Annotated in this window: 17 protein-coding genes; 8 read left to right on the forward strand and 9 right to left on the reverse strand. The window is 62.0% G+C overall.

Features of this window, described 5'->3' with window-relative positions; all coding sequences use genetic code 11:
• Positions 1 to 32 precede the first annotated feature (32 nt).
• Complete coding sequence (gene gndA / locus CIK76_RS12545) at positions 33 to 1,472, reverse strand: NADP-dependent phosphogluconate dehydrogenase (RefSeq protein WP_096286974.1); 1,440 nt, start codon at positions 1,470 to 1,472, stop codon at positions 33 to 35.
• Between the two features lie 208 nt (positions 1,473 to 1,680).
• On the opposite strand from gndA, the gene CIK76_RS12550 reads away from it, so the two are divergent.
• From CIK76_RS12550 to CIK76_RS12565, 4 genes are all read left to right on the forward strand, one after another.
• A complete protein-coding gene (locus tag CIK76_RS12550; RefSeq protein ID WP_096286976.1) occupies positions 1,681 to 2,412 on the forward strand; it encodes an FCD domain-containing protein in 732 nt (243 codons plus the stop codon).
• 413 nt (positions 2,413 to 2,825) lie between these two features.
• Positions 2,826 to 3,563, forward strand: a complete 738-nt coding sequence (locus CIK76_RS12555) for a DUF5058 family protein (RefSeq protein ID WP_096286978.1) — start codon at positions 2,826 to 2,828, stop codon at positions 3,561 to 3,563.
• Between the two features lie 26 nt (positions 3,564 to 3,589).
• Positions 3,590 to 4,336 (forward strand): hypothetical protein, encoded by a 747-nt coding sequence (locus CIK76_RS12560; RefSeq protein ID WP_096286980.1) that lies wholly within the window; start codon positions 3,590 to 3,592, stop codon positions 4,334 to 4,336.
• A 72-nt stretch (positions 4,337 to 4,408) separates the two neighbouring features.
• Positions 4,409 to 5,635 carry an amidohydrolase gene (locus CIK76_RS12565; RefSeq protein ID WP_096286982.1) on the forward strand — a complete coding sequence of 409 codons (1,227 nt, stop codon included), beginning with the start codon at positions 4,409 to 4,411 and terminating at the stop codon, positions 5,633 to 5,635.
• A gap of 119 nt (positions 5,636 to 5,754) precedes the next feature.
• On the opposite strand, the gene CIK76_RS12570 is transcribed toward CIK76_RS12565, so the two are convergent.
• Both CIK76_RS12570 and CIK76_RS12575 read right to left on the reverse strand, forming a co-directional pair.
• Positions 5,755 to 7,170, reverse strand: coding sequence for a gluconate:H+ symporter (locus CIK76_RS12570; RefSeq protein ID WP_096286984.1), 1,416 nt, complete (start codon positions 7,168 to 7,170; stop codon positions 5,755 to 5,757).
• Positions 7,171 to 7,209: 39 nt separating this feature from the next.
• Positions 7,210 to 7,725, reverse strand: coding sequence for a gluconokinase (locus tag CIK76_RS12575; RefSeq protein WP_217990385.1), 516 nt, complete (start codon positions 7,723 to 7,725; stop codon positions 7,210 to 7,212).
• A 319-nt stretch (positions 7,726 to 8,044) separates the two neighbouring features.
• Here CIK76_RS12575 and CIK76_RS12580 point away from each other — a divergent pair, with 319 nt between their 5' ends.
• The 3 genes from CIK76_RS12580 to CIK76_RS12590 all read left to right on the forward strand — a co-directional run bounded on the left by CIK76_RS12580 (position 8,045) and on the right by CIK76_RS12590 (position 9,959).
• Positions 8,045 to 8,305: a GlsB/YeaQ/YmgE family stress response membrane protein gene (locus tag CIK76_RS12580; RefSeq protein WP_096286986.1), complete on the forward strand. Its 261-nt coding sequence runs from the start codon at positions 8,045 to 8,047 to the stop codon at positions 8,303 to 8,305.
• A gap of 346 nt (positions 8,306 to 8,651) precedes the next feature.
• The gene (locus CIK76_RS19090) at positions 8,652 to 8,906 is read left to right on the forward strand and encodes a hypothetical protein (protein ID WP_141393552.1); all 255 of its coding nucleotides are present in this window, start codon (positions 8,652 to 8,654) and stop codon (positions 8,904 to 8,906) included.
• A gap of 360 nt (positions 8,907 to 9,266) precedes the next feature.
• Positions 9,267 to 9,959 carry a hemolysin III family protein gene (locus CIK76_RS12590; protein WP_096286990.1) on the forward strand — a complete coding sequence of 231 codons (693 nt, stop codon included), beginning with the start codon at positions 9,267 to 9,269 and terminating at the stop codon, positions 9,957 to 9,959.
• Between the two features lie 77 nt (positions 9,960 to 10,036).
• Here CIK76_RS12590 and CIK76_RS12595 read toward each other — a convergent pair whose 3' ends face one another.
• From CIK76_RS12595 to CIK76_RS12605, 3 genes are all read right to left on the reverse strand, one after another.
• Complete coding sequence (locus CIK76_RS12595; protein WP_096286993.1) at positions 10,037 to 11,314, reverse strand: MFS transporter; 1,278 nt, start codon at positions 11,312 to 11,314, stop codon at positions 10,037 to 10,039.
• A complete protein-coding gene (gene argE / locus CIK76_RS12600) occupies positions 11,311 to 12,480 on the reverse strand; it encodes an acetylornithine deacetylase (protein WP_176484199.1) in 1,170 nt (389 codons plus the stop codon). Before argE ends, CIK76_RS12595 begins: the two co-directional genes overlap by 4 nt.
• A 121-nt stretch (positions 12,481 to 12,601) precedes the next feature.
• A complete protein-coding gene (locus tag CIK76_RS12605) occupies positions 12,602 to 13,276 on the reverse strand; it encodes a TetR/AcrR family transcriptional regulator (RefSeq protein ID WP_176484200.1) in 675 nt (224 codons plus the stop codon).
• 106 nt (positions 13,277 to 13,382) lie between these two features.
• Here CIK76_RS12605 and CIK76_RS12610 point away from each other — a divergent pair, with 106 nt between their 5' ends.
• Complete coding sequence (locus CIK76_RS12610; RefSeq protein WP_096286996.1) at positions 13,383 to 14,606, forward strand: glycosyltransferase; 1,224 nt, start codon at positions 13,383 to 13,385, stop codon at positions 14,604 to 14,606.
• Positions 14,607 to 14,690: 84 nt separating this feature from the next.
• Here the strand turns inward: CIK76_RS12610 and CIK76_RS12615 are convergent, their stop codons facing one another.
• From CIK76_RS12615 to CIK76_RS12625, 3 genes are all read right to left on the reverse strand, one after another.
• Positions 14,691 to 14,885, reverse strand: coding sequence for a CsbD family protein (locus CIK76_RS12615; RefSeq protein WP_096286999.1), 195 nt, complete (start codon positions 14,883 to 14,885; stop codon positions 14,691 to 14,693).
• Between the two features lie 103 nt (positions 14,886 to 14,988).
• Positions 14,989 to 15,285 (reverse strand): transcriptional regulator, encoded by a 297-nt coding sequence (locus tag CIK76_RS12620; RefSeq protein ID WP_096287053.1) that lies wholly within the window; start codon positions 15,283 to 15,285, stop codon positions 14,989 to 14,991.
• Positions 15,272 to 15,934 carry a hypothetical protein gene (locus tag CIK76_RS12625; RefSeq protein WP_096287001.1) on the reverse strand — a complete coding sequence of 221 codons (663 nt, stop codon included), beginning with the start codon at positions 15,932 to 15,934 and terminating at the stop codon, positions 15,272 to 15,274. Before CIK76_RS12625 ends, CIK76_RS12620 begins: the two co-directional genes overlap by 14 nt.
• Positions 15,935 to 16,191: the final 257 nt, after the last annotated feature.

Consider the following 16,191-nt stretch of genomic DNA (forward strand, 5'->3'; position numbering starts at 1 on the left):
GAATCTGCGGGTGTGCTCGTGATGCGTGAAGACTAGTGGGTGTCCACTGCCTCGACCTCGGTGCGGTCACCGCTCCACTGCGTGTGGAAGGTGCCTTCCTTGTCGACGCGTCGGTAGGTGTGCGCGCCGAAGTAGTCGCGCAGCCCCTGGGTCAGCGCTGCCGGCAAACGGTCGCGGCGCAGGCCATCGTAGTAGGCAAGCGAGGAGGAGAACAGCGGCGCTGGGATACCCAGCTGCACTGCAACCGAGACCACGCGGCGCCAAGCCGGCACGGCCTTGGCGATTGCCTCGGCGAAGGCCGGAGCGAAGAGCAGGTTGACCGGCTTCTCATCTGCCGAGTAGGCGGCGGTGATGTCCTTGAGCAGGGCGGCACGGATGATGCAGCCTTCGCGCCAGAGCCCGGCGATCTCGTCCATCTTCAGTTCCCAGTTGTACTCATCGGCAGCCGAGGTGAGCATGTCCAGGCCCTGCGCGTAGGAGACCAGCTTCGAGGCGAACAGCGCCTGGCGCACATCCTCGATGAAGTTCTCCGGCAGGGTGACCTCGGTGGTGTTGGCCGCCAGGACTTTCTGGCCCACCGCGCGGATCTCGCGCTGCGAGGACAATGACCGAGCGAAGACCGATTCGGCGATGGCCGAAACCGGCGACCCCATATCCAGGCCGGACTGCACGGTCCAGCGACCGGTGCCCTTCTGGCCTGCTGAGTCTTGGATGACATCGACCAGTGGCTTGCCGGTGGCAGCGTCGGTGTGGCCGAGGACCTCCGCGGTGATCTCGATCAGGAAGCTGGAGAGCTCGCCCTTGTTCCAGTCGGCGAAGATCTCTGCCTGCTTCGCCGGCTCGATGCCAGCGGCATTGCGCATCAGGTCGTAGGCTTCGCCGATGACCTGCATGTCGGCATACTCGATGCCGTTGTGCACCATCTTCACGAAGTGGCCGGCACCGTCGGTGGAGATCCATGCGCAGCATGGAGCGCCATCGTCGGCCTTGGCCGCAATCTTCTCGAGCATCGGGCCCAGAGCCTTGTAGGACTGGGCCGACCCGCCTGGCATGATCGATGGGCCGAGCAGTGCACCCTCTTCGCCACCGGAGACGCCAACGCCAACGAAGTGCAGACCCTTTTCGGTCAGTGCCGCTTCGCGGCGGCGGGTGTCGGTGTAGTGCGAGTTGCCGGCGTCGATGACGATGTCGCCTTCTTCGAGCAAGGGCACCAGCTGATCGATGACCGAATCAACCGGACCGCCGGCCTTCACCATGATCAGCACGCGGCGCGGGGTCTCGAGATTCGCGACCAGCTCTTTGAGCGATTCGGTGCGGATGAAGTCACCTTCATCGCCGTGCGCCTCTAGCAGGGCATCGGTCTTGGCGACCGAGCGGTTGTGCAGGGCGACAGTGTATCCGTTGCGGGCGAAGTTGCGGGCGAGGTTCGCGCCCATCACGGCCAGACCTGTGACACCAATCTGTGCAGGCATAAAAATAAGTCTCCATCAGTTACCGGGGAGTTGTACCGTTTTTTGGAAACCGGGAACTCACGGCCTCCATCACGGCCATGTGACGGGTTCTATTCTACGCGTGCGCACCCATCGATTCCCAGACCTGAACGCTTTTTAAAGCATATTTATTTTTCGCCTCGGCTGTGCCAGCGCATCTTGACCAGCAGATATTGGCTAAACTGACGCCATGGCAACTAGTCTGCACGCTCATGTGGTTGAGCACCTCGGCTCCCGAATCGTCAACGGGCAGATCCCGCGCGGATCGATCATCCTGGCCGCCGAGCTGGAGGCAAAGCTCCAGGTTTCCCGTTCCGTGATCCGTGAAGCGGTGCGCGTTCTAGCGCAGTGCGGCCTAGTCACCAGCACCAAACGCGTAGGCATCAGGGTTCTGGGGCCCGAAGAGTGGAATCCTTACGACACTCAGGTCATCCGCTGGCGCCTGGCGAGCGAGCAACGCGGCGCCCAGCTGCGCTCGCTGACCGAACTGCGCATCTCGGTGGAGCCGATGGCCGCAGAATTAGCCGCAGAGTTTGCCCCCGAAGCGATGCGCAAAGAGCTTCTGCTGATCTCGGCCCAGATGAATCATTACGGACGCCAGGGCGATTTGCGTCGCTTCCTCGAACTGGATATTCGCTTTCATTGCCTGGTGCTCGCCGCCTCGGGCAATGAAATGTTCGCGAATCTGGCCACCCCCATTGCCGCGATCCTGCGCGGACGCACCGAACTGGGCCTGATGCCCGAACGCCCGCATGAGGAGGCCCTGGCCTGGCACCAGTCGGTTGCCGAAAGCATCTCCCATGTGGATGCGCTCGGCGCAAGGCGCAATATGGAAAGCATTATGCGCCGCACGCACAACGAAATCTGCAGCCTGTGGGACGGCGCACCGCGCGTATTCGTCGATCCGAATACGAAAAAATAGCGCCGCGCGACCACGGACCACGACCCGCCCCCGAGTGAGCCCGACACCTTTAATCGCTGGTCAGAGATTTATTCTGCGCTTGCGAGCTGTGGCAGAACACCCGAAAAAACTGTTTTCGATGTGACGTAAGTCAAGTATGGTTAGTGGCACGCGGCGACAGGCCACGAACAATTGCATAGTCTTCCGAACACTCGTGGCCGGTGAATCCCGGAGCACGCTCGGACACCGGTGGGGCTCACTTCGGCCAGCCTCATTCACCCCCGAGCCCCGCCGCGTACGGAAACCTTGGGGCGCAGTTACCGGGCATAACGGTTCCCCGACGAGAAGTGCCTGAGTTGTGCATCGGGCATGAAACTGGTTCAACACGGCGCTCGCTTTCCGCCGTGAACCATGCGCTGAAGGGTAGACCGCTGATGTACTTCCCAGCCGTGGTGGACAACAATTCCACCGATACTCTCGCAGTAGCCAATTCGCCGGTGCTTTGGGCCTGCGCCGTCGGTGTTTTCTTGGTCATCGTGCTCCAGAGCATCATCTACATGAAGGCCGCCAAGATCGCGGCGCCTCATATAGGAATGAGCCAGGCGGAGATCAAGAGAAGCTTTAATGCAGGCGCCATCTCCGCTTTGGGCCCGTCGCTGGCAGTAGTCATGGTGGCGGTCGCCTTGCTCACGGTCTTCGGAACCCCGGCCGTGCTGGTCCGCATTGGGCTGATCGGATCGGTATCCTATGAAACCGCGGCCGCGGCCATCGCGGTGAATTCCACCGGCGCCGAACTCGGTGGCCCCACCTATACCCAAGCGGTCTTCGGTCTGGCGCTCGCGGCCATGAGCCTTGGCGGTGCCATGTGGATGATCGCCACACTGGTGCTCACCCCGCTGCTCAAACGCGGTGATTCGGCGCTGCGCAAGGTCAACCCCGCCATCATGATGATCGTTCCGGGGGCCGCGATGGTCGCCGCCTTTATGGTGCTCGGCATCGGCGAGCTTCCCAAATCCTGGATCCATGTGGTCGCCTTCGGTTCCTCGGCGGTGATCATGACCCTGCTGATGCTCCTCGCCAAACGCGTGGACCGGCCCTGGATCAAAGAATGGGCACTGGGCATCGCCATCATCTTGTCATTGGCCATCACGCACCTCGCTACGCGTGCCTAGCCCACACCGGATTCAAGGAGCACATCATGAGCAATTCCACCGAAATCCACGAGGCGCTCGGAACCTTCGACAAGACCACCTCGCGCTGGGGCCGGATCACCATGATCATTGGCCTCTTTTTCTCCCTCGCGGCCCCAACCTATCTGGTCTTCTTCTCCGGGCTCGATATTGAACTCGCCGGAGTCCTCGCCGCCTTCGCCGCCCTAGCGGCGGTTTTTGGCGTGATCTGGGTCGTTGAACCGCTGACCTATTACCCGATCCTCGGCGCCTCGTCCATGTACCAGGCATTCATGATTGGCAACATCTCCAATAAGCTGCTTCCCGCGGCCATGATCGCCCAGTCGACCATCGGGGTGAGGCCCGGAACCCGCAAGGGCGAGCTGTCCTCGGTCGCTGCCATCTGTGGTGCGGCCGCGGTTCACCTGACCTCATTGTTCATTTTCGTCGGGCTGCTCGGCACCTGGCTGGTCAGCGTGATTCCCGCCGATATCGTGAACACCGTCCAGGTCTACATCCTGCCCACGGTGATGGGTGCGGTTCTCATCCAGGCAATCGTCAGCCAGAAGTCCCCGCGCGCCGCGGTGATCGCGTTGGTGGTCTCGCTGATCGTGGTCTTCGTACTGTCGCCGCTCTCCCCCAAGATGGCGCTGTTCTCCACCGCGATCGCCGTGATCTCCACGGCCGTGCTGGCCTGGGTGCTACGCGACCGCAAGAGCCTGCCGTCCACGGAAGACTCCGAGGGCGAGGTGCCGCCGGAGGGTCCGGTGTATTAGCAACGAGCCGATTCACTGCGGCGGTTCTGCGTGGTTCCGCCGCACCTACTTGTCAAAGGACCAGGAACTCCGATGAGCAACATCCCGCAGCCACTGAAAATGACCGAGGCCATGGCGGCCGATCTGCTCGACACCTACAAGCATTTGCATGGCAGCCCCGAACTTTCAATGCAGGAACAGCAGACCGCCGCGTACCTCGCGGCGCGTTTGGAGGCGCTTGGGCTTGAGGTATTCCGCTGCGGGGGCACCGGGGTGGTGGGGGTACTGCGCAATGGGGCCGGGCCGGTGATCGGGCTGCGCGCGGACACCGATGGGCTGCCCGTCCTGGAGGACACCGGCTTGGATTATGCCAGCCGGGCCAGCGGGGTTTTGGAGGACGGAACCGAAGTTCCGGTGATGCATGCCTGCGGGCACGACACCCACATGGCCACCGCGCTCAAGACCGCCGAGCTTTACGCGCAGGGAACGGAGCATTGGGCCGGTAGCATCGTTTTCATTCTGCAGCCCGGTGAGGAAACGGCCGCCGGAGCCAAGGCCATGGTGGACGACGGCCTGTGGGACAAGGCCCCAAAGCCCGAGGTGATCTACGGGCAGCATGTGATGAACGGGCTGGCCGGAACGATTACCATCATGGAGGGCGCCGCGATGACCACCGCCGATTCCTTCCGGGTCACCGTGTATGGCCAGGGTTCGCACGGTTCGATGCCCGAGCATTCCATCGACCCCATCGTGCTCGGCGCGGCGATGGTGATGCGCTTGCAGACGATTGTCTCGCGGCAGGTGGCCCCGCAGTCCGCCGCAGTGGTGACCGTCGGTTCATTCCATGCGGGGTTGAAGGAAAACGTGATTCCGGACCGGGCGATCTTCACCCTCAACGTGCGCACCTTCGACCCGAAGGTCCGCGAGACGGTCCTTGGCTCGATCCGGCGCATAATCACCATGGAAGCCGGCGCCTCCGGTGCCCCGGAACCACTGATCGAAGACATCTCGCACTTCCCGCCGCTCTACAACGATCCGGCGGAAACCGCGAGGCTCACCGAAGCATTCCACGCCGAATTCGGCGCGGAACGGGTCCTGCCGGGCCAAGCGGTGATGGGAAGCGAGGATTTCGGAGCCCTTGGCGCGGCGATCGGCGTGCCAAGCGTGTTCTGGTATTTCGGTGGAAACAACGCCAAAACTCTGGCCGCCGGAACCCCACCGGCGAACCACTCACCGTTTTTCGCACCGGTGCTCGAACCGACCTTGAGCACCGGAGTACGGGCCGCGGTGCGCGCCCTGTACTCGAAAGTCGGCAAGTAACGGCTGCGGTGGACTTAGCTGCCCGATGACAGGCGACCTACTACCCGGCATTCTTAAACAGCTTGCCTCCCGGAATCCACAGATTCCGGGAGGCAAGCTGTCGCCACATATCCAAGAGGCTAGGCGAACATGCTGGCAATCGCATAGAGCACCATGACCACGGCGAAACCGACGAGCGAGATCAGGGTCTGGCTCACGGTCCACACCCGCAAGGTGGTGGGAACGTCCATTTGGAAGAAGCGGGAGATCAGCCAGAAGCCCGAGTCGTTGACGTGGCTGGCAATGACCGAGCCGGCCGCCAGCGCAAGGACCATCAACACTACCTGCAGCGCGCTGAGCGAGGCGTCGGCCAGCACCGCAGGCTGGACGATAGCAGCCGCGGTGGTCAAGGCAACGGTTGCCGAGCCCTGCGCCACGCGGACGACGGCGGCAATCAGGAAGGCCGCAACGATCAGCGGCAGTCCGACATTCTCCAGCGAGGACGCAATGGCGTCGCCGATTCCGCTGGCGCGCAGGACGCCACCGAACATGCCACCGGCACCGGTGATCAAGATGATCGAGCATACCGGGCCGAGCGCCGAATCGACGATCGTCTCGATCAGGGTCTTGTCCTTGCCCTTGCGGAAACCCAGCAGGTACATCCCGAGCAAGACGGTGATGATCAGCGCGACTGGAGTTTCACCCAGGAGCCGCAACCATTGAACCCAGGTTGCTTCCGGATCAACCACGCCTGCGGAACCGAGCATGTTCAGCCCGGTGTTCAGGAAGATCAAGCCCAGCGGGAGCAGCAGCAAGCTGAAAACGGTTCCGACCGATGGGGAGGATTTGAAGTGGTTCTTGTCCTGGCCGTTGCCCAACGCGGCACCCAAGATATCGGGAACCGGGATGTCGAACTTGCGGCCGACGAACTTGGCGAAGAGGTGCCCGGCAATGTACCAGGCGGGAATCGCAACAACCAGACCCATGATCAGCACAAGACCCACGTTGGCGCCCAGCAGGCCGGAGGCTGCCACCGGACCCGGGTGCGGGGGTACGAAGATGTGCATGGCAGAGAATGCGGCCGCGGCGGGAATACCGTAGAACAGCAGCGATCCGCCGAGGCGGCGAGCCACGGTGAAGATGATCGGCAGCATGACCACGAGGCCCGCGTCGAAGAAGATCGGGAAGCCGAACAGCAGCGAGGCGACGGAGAGCGCCAGCGGCGCACGGTCCTCGCCGAATTTATCGATCAGCCAATTCGTCAGCACCTCGGCGCCACCGCTGGTTTCGAGCATCCGGCCGAGCATTGCACCCAGACCCACGAGGAGGGCCACGCTGGCCAAGGTGCTTCCGAAGCCGCTGGTCATCGTGGAGATGATCGAACCTGCCGGAATACCGGCGGCAACGGCCGTAAGTAGGCTGGTCAGCACCAGCGCCACGAAGGCGTGGACGCGGAATCGGATAATGAGCAGCAGCAGCAACGCGACGGCCGCCACGGCTACTCCAAGGAGGCCTGGGGTTCCCAGCGTCCAGTTCATTTCGAGCTCAGATGTCATTGTCTTCCTTGATCAATGGAGGTTATTAGCGCTTCGGGTCTAGTGCTGGAGTTGGAGCTGCTGGAGCAGATCATTGACGATTTGCTCTGGAGTGTGTGCAATATCCCCGAGGAGCACATGCTCATCGCTGCCTGGTTCTTCAAGCGTAGCCAGCTGGCTGATCAACAGGGAGCTCGGCATGAACTCGTGTTCTCGCGCCGCCATGCGTTCGCCAATCAAGTCCTTGCCACCGGTGAGGTGAACAAAGAGTGTGCTCGGTTCGTGGGATCGAATCAGATCCCGATAAGCCCGCTTGAGTGCAGAACAAGCGATGACCACCGGTGCGCCTGCCGTACGGCTCGACGCCAAGGTGTTGCCGATGATCTGCAGCCATGGGGTGCGGTCTGCATCCTCGAGGGCAATTCCCGCGGCCATTTTGGCGCGATTTTCCTCCGGATGCAGCGCATCCCCATCGATGAATTCCTGCCCTAGGTGAGCGGCGAGAAGGGCTCCAATGGTGGATTTGCCGCTTCCTGAAACGCCCATCACGATGATGGGCAGGTTGTTCAATGTCATTATTCACTCCGTCGTGCGCGAAACATATATCAGCTTTTATTGGCCTTGCTTGATATAAAAGCAGATTTAAACAGACTAGAAGCGCCACCCTCGCGTGTCAAGGAAAAAATCCCTCGAATCCGAGCTCCACAGAGTCCATGCATGTCAGCTCGCGGATCACCGCGAATACTCGTAAACCTTCATGCGGCGGTTGAGAGTTTTCCAAAAATTCTCTTAAAAAATTGCCAAGGTCGTGGAACTCCTACTCAAAGACGGGTAGTGTCACCACCAAGTAGGTCAAACCCGACCACTTCTGATAGTTAGACCATTGGAGAGAACCATGGGATTTATTGGATGGATAGTTCTGGGATTGATTGCCGGAGCTATCGCAAAAGCAATTTTGCCAGGCAAGCAAGGCGGCGGCTGGATCGCAACCTTGGTCCTCGGCGTGATCGGCGCGCTCGTTGGCGGATGGATTGGCAGCGCCATCTTCGGCAAAGGTGTCAACGAGTTCTTCTCGCTTTCAAGCTGGTTGCTCGCTATCGGCGGTGCGCTCCTTGTCCTGGTCATCTGGGGCTTCATCACCAAGAAACGGGCTTGATCAGCTCCCGAGGCGCCTACTCCTCGGGCTTAAGGTCTCAAGGGGCCCGGAAATCGACATTAATCGATTTCCGGGCCCCTTGCCTTGCCATCCGCCGCTAAACCCGCCAGCGTAGTCGCGCGTCCGGCCTAGATGCCTTGCAGGTCTAGACCTTTCCGGCTCTCGACTTACCCTTCTTGCCCGTGTCCGCATGCTTGCATTTCGATCCCGGGTGAATGCTGCCCGCCGCGTATCTGATCTTGATGTTCTCCGGAATCTGCGGCATGGCAGCGACTTTTTTACCGGTTGGCTTGATCGGCTTTACCTTGGCAGCCTTTGGCTCCGGCAACTTCTCAGGACCTTTTTCATGGCATTCTTTTCGGCCTTGGTTACCGGCAAGGCGTATTTTTTCTTCACGCTGATCTGGGTGGCCACATATTGGCACCGGAAGGATTTATTTTTCGGCATCCACTCGGCCGCGTTCTTGCGCCTTTTTGGCGATTTGCCGACGCCGAGGAAGCCATCAGTTTCAACGGTTCGTTGGCTAACGTCTGCCGCTGCGGCTGGGGCAGTTTCTGGCCTCCGGAAATCCACGCATTCTTCAGTGCCGCCACATGATTAATGTCGACCGAAGCTACCGAGCCAATCGCGAGCACGGCTAGAAGACGGCGCAGCATTTGCCTCTCCCATTTGCGCGAGTGAATGACGATGGTTGAGAGGTGATCGGGCTTGCTGATCGGCCACAGCAAGCTTTGACGGAATCTTCAACCACATAGGTAGCTTAACCCGCCAATTCCCCGAGAGCGCTCCGGCACGAGGGCCGGAGGCAGAACCGAAATTGAGCGCCTTGAACGACGAATACCTTTCGTTCACAGACACGTCATCGGTGCATTTGATGCCCAATAGTGTGGAAAACGAAGCTGCTGGTCTCACGTAGACTTCAAGCAACTAGGCACACGTCTTCGACTAGCTAAGGAACCGCATGACAGGCAACTTCTCCGAAGCCAACGAGCCGACCCCGCCGAGGAAACGTCGGGAGCCGACCCCAGGAACCGAACGGACCAGATGGCGCGGTGTCATTCATGCGTGGAGCACCCCGCTGGTCATCATCTTGGGCTTGCTCTTGGTGGTTCTCGCTCAGGGTGCGGCCGCGGAATGGTCTACCGCCGTATTTGTGCTCACCTCGATTACGCTGTTCGCGACATCGGCCATGTACCACCGGGGCAATTGGAGTCCGCAGACCATGGTCTGGTTCCGGCGCGCCGACCACGCGAATATTTTCCTGCTGATCGCCGGTACCTATACTCCGATTGCCATCCAGATCTTGGAGAGGCCGCAAGCCACGTTGACGCTGTCGATCATCTGGGCCGGCGCCGTACTCGGGGTTCTGGTGAAGACCTTTTGGCCATCAGCACCACGCTGGTTCTCCGTAGCGCTCTATATCCTGCTCGGCTGGGGTGCGGTCATGGATATCCCCTCCTATTGGGCAGCGAGCCCTGCGGTTCTGCTGCTCATTCTGGCTGGCGGCTTGTTCTATACCGTGGGTGCGGTGTTCTACGCGATGAAGCGACCGAACCCGATCCCTACGGTCTTCGGATTCCATGAACTATTCCATGCCTGCACGGTCTTGGCCTTCCTCTGCCACTGGACCGCGGTGTTGCTGGTAGTCCGCTAGGGACGCGCAACGAAAAACGGCTTCGATCTTCCACAAGGGAAGATCGAAGCCGTTTGCCTTGGGTCCGTGCCCGAGGGCTAGCGCAGCTTGTAGCGCAAGCGAATGAAGGCCAGGCCGATCAACGAAACCACGGCGATGGCCATGTAGTACAGGCTCGGCGCGTCCAAGGATCCGGTCACGCTGAGCAACCAGGTCAGCACCAGCGGCGCGATTCCGCCGAGCAGGGTCACCCCGACGTTGTAGGTCACCGAGATGCCCGAACCGCGAATGGCTGCCGGGAACAGCGAAGAAATCAAGGCTGGCAACGGTCCGAAGTAGAAGGACATGATCACGCCAAGCAAGGCGATCACCAGGATCATCACCGGGATGCTCGGGTTGCTTGTCATCAGCTTGAACAGCGGCCAGGCGAGCACCAGCGCGCCGACCGCAGCCCAGGTCATGACCTTTGCCGGACCCACCCGGTCAGCGAGGTGCCCGATCAATGGCACGCTGATCAGTGTGATGGTGCCGGCGACAACTCCGCCGAGGAACGCGGCATCGGCTGGGATATTCAGATTCGTCACCGCGAAGGTCGGCATGTACAAGATCATGTACACCGAGATCGTGGCCACGCCGATGGCCGCCGATCCGGCCAGGAGCCGCCCGTAGTGCTGGCTGAACAACTCGCCCAGCGGGGACTTGACCTTCTTGGTGGTGATGAACTCCTCGGTCTCTTCCAGGCGCGCACGAATATACAGTCCCACCGGACCGATGAGCAGGCCTACGAAGAACGGCACACGCCAGCCCCAGCTTTCCAGGGACTCCTGGGACAGCTGGGTGGTCAGCACGTAGCCGAATCCGGAAGCCAAAAGCATCGAGACGCCCTGCGCGGCGACCTGCCACGAAGAGTAGAACGCCTTCTTGTGCGGCGCGCTTTCGATCAGGAATGCCGTGGCGGTGCCGAACTCGCCGCCGGCGGAGAAGCCCTGGATCATACGTGAGAGCAGGATGATCAGCGCGCCCCAGACCCCGACCATCGCATAGGTGGGAGCCACCGCCATGATCAGCGTTCCGACCATCATCAGCATCAAGGTGAGCGTCAGCGCCTTTTTCCGGCCCTTGCGGTCCGCATAGCTGCCGAGCACCATGCCGCCCAGCGGCCGGATGAGGTAGGAGATGGCGAAGGTCGCAAAGGTCAGGATCAGCGCGAAGCTCGCATTGGACTCCGGGTAGAACAGCTTGGCGATGGTGGTGGCGAAGGTGGCGTAGACAATGATGTCGAACCACTCAAGGGCGGCGCCAATGGAGGAGGAAATAACCGCCTTGCGGGCTACGGCCAGCTGCTGCGGGGTAGCTATCTGTTCGCTGGTGCTCATGCGGACAGCTCTTCGGCCAGACGCAGAATGAAGTTCTCGCAGTCAACGAGCTGCTGCAGTTCGATGAACTCATCCGGGGCGTGCGCCTGCGCGATGTCGCCCGGGCCGCAGACGACGGTGGGGATTCCGGCGGCGGAGAACAGGCCGGCTTCGGTACCGTAGGTGACCTTTTCGTCGGTGGCGATCGCACCGCAGGCGGCGCTGAGGCCAACGATCTCGGCGTCCTGGACGGTTTCCAGTCCCGGGGCGCCGGCAATCTGCTCGAACTCCACCGAACCTGCCGAGTTGACCTGTTGCATCTGCGCTTCGAGCTCGCTTGCGTAGTCGCGGAAACGCTGAATCAGCGCTGCGCGATCCACGACCGCCAGCGAACGGAATTCAAAGTGCACCACGCATAGCGAAGGGATCGTGTTCACCGCGATGCCCCCGTCGATGCGGTTCACGTTCATGGTGGTGGTCGGCTCGATGAAGGCGGCATCCGACGGGCCGTCGGTGCGCAGTTCCTTGGAGACCTCTTCGACGAAGCTGGCGAAGCGCAGCGCGTAGGAGATCGCATTCAGGCCCTCGCCTGGCAGCGAGGAGTGCGCCGCGACGCCGTTGAACGCCACTCGGAAAACGTTCATGGACTTGTGCCCGCGAATGGCGCGCATGCTGCTCGGCTCCCCCACGATCGCTCCGCGCGGGGCGAGTTCCTGGCGGGTGATCTCCTCCACCAGGCTGACCGCACCCACGCAGCCGACCTCCTCGTCATAGGACAAGGCCAGGTGGATCGGCTCGGCTAGCTTCGCGGCCGTCAGCTCGGGAAGCTTGGCCAGGATGACGCCGATGAAACCCTTCATATCGCAGGTGCCCCGGCCGTAGAGCTTGCCGTCGCGGACCTGGGCGCTGAATGGTTCGCTGGACCAGTCCTGCCCGTCGACCGGGACCACGTCGGTGTGTCCGGACAGCACGATGCCTCCGGTACGCGATCCGTCGGCCGCCGGGATGGTGGCCAGCAGGTTCGCCTTGCTGCCATCTTCGTTGTGGATGAGCTGCGAGCTGATGCCGGCCGCGTCGAGCTTGCCGACCACCAGGTCGATCAGTGGCAGGTTGCTGTCGCGGCTGGTGGTATCGAGGCTGATCAGTTCGTTGATCTGCGCCATGGTCGCTTCGGCTGGTGAAGCCATAATGAACTCCCGGTCTTCGTGGTAACTACGATCTGCCAATGCTTTCACACCAAGTCACCGCCGCAAAGAAGATTTCAGACTATGGCCAACACCTAGCGGGCCGATGCCCCGCCAGGTGGCCTCAGTCCAGCCCTGCGCCGCGCAGGTAAGTGGTGATGAGTGTGGCGAAGACTTGGTCCTGGTCCACGCTCGCCGGACCTTGGGCGAGCGACTCGGCCAGCAGCGGGTACTTGCCCGTCCCCAGGGCGGAGATCAGTGCTGCTGCGCCCTTCCCGTCGCCGTCGCCCGCCGGTTCGCCTTGTTCGTTCTGCACGAAGGCCGAGGTGATGGCGGTCAGCATGGCGATGGTTTGAAGTTTTGCGGCCCCGGTGAGCGCGGTGAATTGCAGCGCCGCCAGTCCGCGCTCCAGATACGCCAGCGTGTGCGGCCCCAGCGCGCGCTTGGCCAGCAGCAGCGGCGCCACCCACGGATGCCGGTGCATGATGTTCCGCCCCTGCCTGGCCAGGGCGAGCAGCTGCTCGCTGGCGCTACCGTCCGGGCCATTGAGCTCATAGCCTGAAGTCACCTGGTCGATCATGAGATCCACCAATTCCTCAACGGAGTCCACATAGCGATAGAGCGAGGCCGCGCCCGAACCTATTTCAGCGGCTACCCCGCGGACGGAGACCGCGCCGATCCCCTCCCGATCTGCCAGCTCCACGGCCGCCTGGGCAATCTTTTCGCGCGAGTGCTGGGGCTTCGGGCCGGTGCTGCGCCGGGCGCAGGCCCCAACGGTGGCCGGTTGCTTTTGCTTCACTACGGTGTTCCTCCCAATTGCGCCTTGGCTGGTGTAATCCCTTGCTTCCATTTGACTATATACTTAATTGCGAACGTTGATCGCAATTAAGTATCGAGGCAGAAAAATGCGTGTACTCATGGTGACCCCAGGCACTCGGGGCGACGTGGCTCCGATGGCCGGGCTGGGCAAAAAACTGCAGGAGCACGGCTTTGCGGTGTCCATTGCCGCCAACGCCGCGCATGCACCGCTGATCACCGCGGCCGGATGCAACTATCACGAGCTGCCCGGTGACATGAGTGCGCTAGTCAGCCCCGCCGCCCCGGGGGCCAAACCGAGCGCCAGCCAATTGTCCTGGTACATGCGCGAGCTCGGGACCTATTTCGACTCGGCGGCCACCGGCACGCTCGAAGCGGCCGAACAGGGCGCGGATGTGATCATCGCAAATTCGGTCGCCCCCTACGCCTATGATGTCGCCGAAGCCTTCGGCATCCCGGTGATCGGCGCTCATCTACAGCCCAACGAGCCCAGCGCGGCCTATGCGCCGATGGTCCTAGGCACCGCACGCAGCTTCGGCGCCCTGGGAAACAAGGCCTTGGGTTCCCTCATCGGCTCCGGCAAAGCACCGTACGACGCCCCGCTGGCACGGATCCGCGCCGCCCTCGGACTGCCCAAACGCACCCGGGCCTCCGGCGAACGCCAACGCAGGCGTGCCAACGCCCCGGTATTGCATGGCTTCAGCTCATCGATCGTCCCGCGCCCCGCGGACTGGCGCTCGGGCTTGAGCAACTGCGGGTATTGGTGGCCGGCAAGCGATGAAGCTTGGACGCCACCTTCCGCGCTGGCCGACTTCCTCGCCGAGGGCCCGGCTCCGATCTTCATCGGCTTCGGCAGTACCGAGGCGCTGGATCCGGAGTTCATGCTCGACGTGGCGCGTCGCAGCGGCCGGCGGGCGATCTTGCAGGGTGCCCCAGAAATCAGCGAGCCGGGCATTCTCGGGATCGGAGCTGCCCCGCACCAGTGGCTGTTCCCGCAGATGGCCGCGGTGATCCACCATGCCGGGGCAGGCACGACGGCCGCAGGCTTGCGCGCCGGAGTCCCCACGATCGCGGTGCCAATTTTCACCGACCAGCCCTTCTGGGCCGCCCGGGTACACGCGCTAGGCGCGGGCGTGGAGCCGGTGAAGTACAAGGATCTGAGCGTCGACCGGCTGGCTTCCGCCATAGATCAGACGCTGTCCACGGACCACTACGCCGCCAACGCCTCGCGCATCGCTCGGCTGCTGGCCGAGGAAGAAGACAGCTCGCTGCCGGTGGCCAGGGCCCTTCGCGAGGCCGCAGCGGCTCGCTAGGAACGCCGCCGCAATCGCATTGGACCCCGGACGCGCCAACGGCACCCATCGAATAATCGATGAGTGCCGTTGGCCAAAAATCGTTTACTTGTTCAGATCGTCGCGGACATCCTTGGCGGCGTCCTTCACGGCTTCGCCAGCCTGCTTGGCCTTGGCAGCTGCCTGGTCTTTGACACCTTCAGCTTGCAGGTTCTCATTGTTGGTTGCGTCGCCTACGGACTCTTTGACCTTGCCGGAGGCTTCCTGCGCCTTGTTTTTGAACTTATCGCCCAAACCCATTGGATGTTCTCCTATCAATTGATCGAACAACTTACTTTTCCGACGCTACCTGCCAAGGCCTAGTGCGAACTGTCCGGAACCTTGGCGTTGGCTGACAGTTCCGCTAAGGCGTTGTTGCCAGCAGTGCACGAAGCTGCTGCTTGTAGTTTTCGAAGGCCGCGCGGCCCTTGCTCGTGAGCGCAATGTAGGTGACCGGCGATCGCCCCTCGAGGATCTTCTCCACGCTCACGTACTGGCTGTCCTCCAGCTTGCGCAGGTGCGTCGCCAAGTTCCCCGAGGTCATTCCCAGCAGCCCCTGGAGTTTGGGGAAGGACATGCTGTCGCCTGCGCGCAGGGCATCGAGCACGGTGATGGTGCGCAGTCTTGCCTGCGCATGGATCACCGGGTCAAGCTCTTGCATGCCCACCGCGAACCACCTCGCCCGAAACCAATGCGGGCCGAGCTCCATGCAGCAGCCCCAGGGCGATCAGCCCAAGTCCGCCGAGCACACCGGCCAAGAGGTTATAGGGGGCTGGCACCGCCAGCGAGATGAGCCCGACGAGAAGAATCCACGCGCCGAAGATCAATTGGGTCCGATCATTCCAGATCAGCGATCCGGCGACCACCAGCACACCGACCACCAGGCACAGGGCCGCCAGCGAGAAGGCCAGCAAGCCCATGGCGTCGAGCCCCGAGGCATGCAGGCGCCACCCGAGCAGTCCGGCGAAGATCATGCCCAGGGTGAAGGTATTTCCGTAGATCGCGCCTTCGACCATCGAAGGACCCTTGGTGCCCACCGCGCGCTTGGCCGAGTGAACGGCCGAGAATACGATGGCAAGCACGAAGGCGATCACCGCGATACCGACCCCGAGCAACCTGGGCAGCAACGGTGCGCCGAGCGGTGCGAACGTGAAGAAGATCGCCAGGAAGGCGATAACCCACCCGGTCCCCCAGAGCGAAAAGAGCAAGCGCTGATCCGGGCTCAGGGCCTCGCGTGTTTGCCGCGCGTCGACCTCGATGCCCTGCAGGATCCGGGCCGGATCCACCTCATGCCCATTCTTGTTGTCCATGGCGTTACCTCTCCCTCGCCGAGCCGTCCGCGCAATCCACAAAGTAGTTCGCGGTGGAAAGCACTTTGCATTACAAAGTTAAAGATAGCACTCGCCCACCCGATAGTGAAGAGACCATTTCCGCAAAGCCCGGCGCCGGCCAACCAGGTTTTCCCGAACCCCCTGGAACACACAGGTCACAGGCCCTCAGAGACGGTTTTGACCTAGTGAAAATGCAGCGGAACATATGCACAGCCAGCGCGTTCTGGGCGCAGGTC

Source organism: Glutamicibacter sp. BW80, from assembly GCF_002332385.1.
In the GTDB taxonomy this organism is placed as follows: domain Bacteria; phylum Actinomycetota; class Actinomycetes; order Actinomycetales; family Micrococcaceae; genus Glutamicibacter.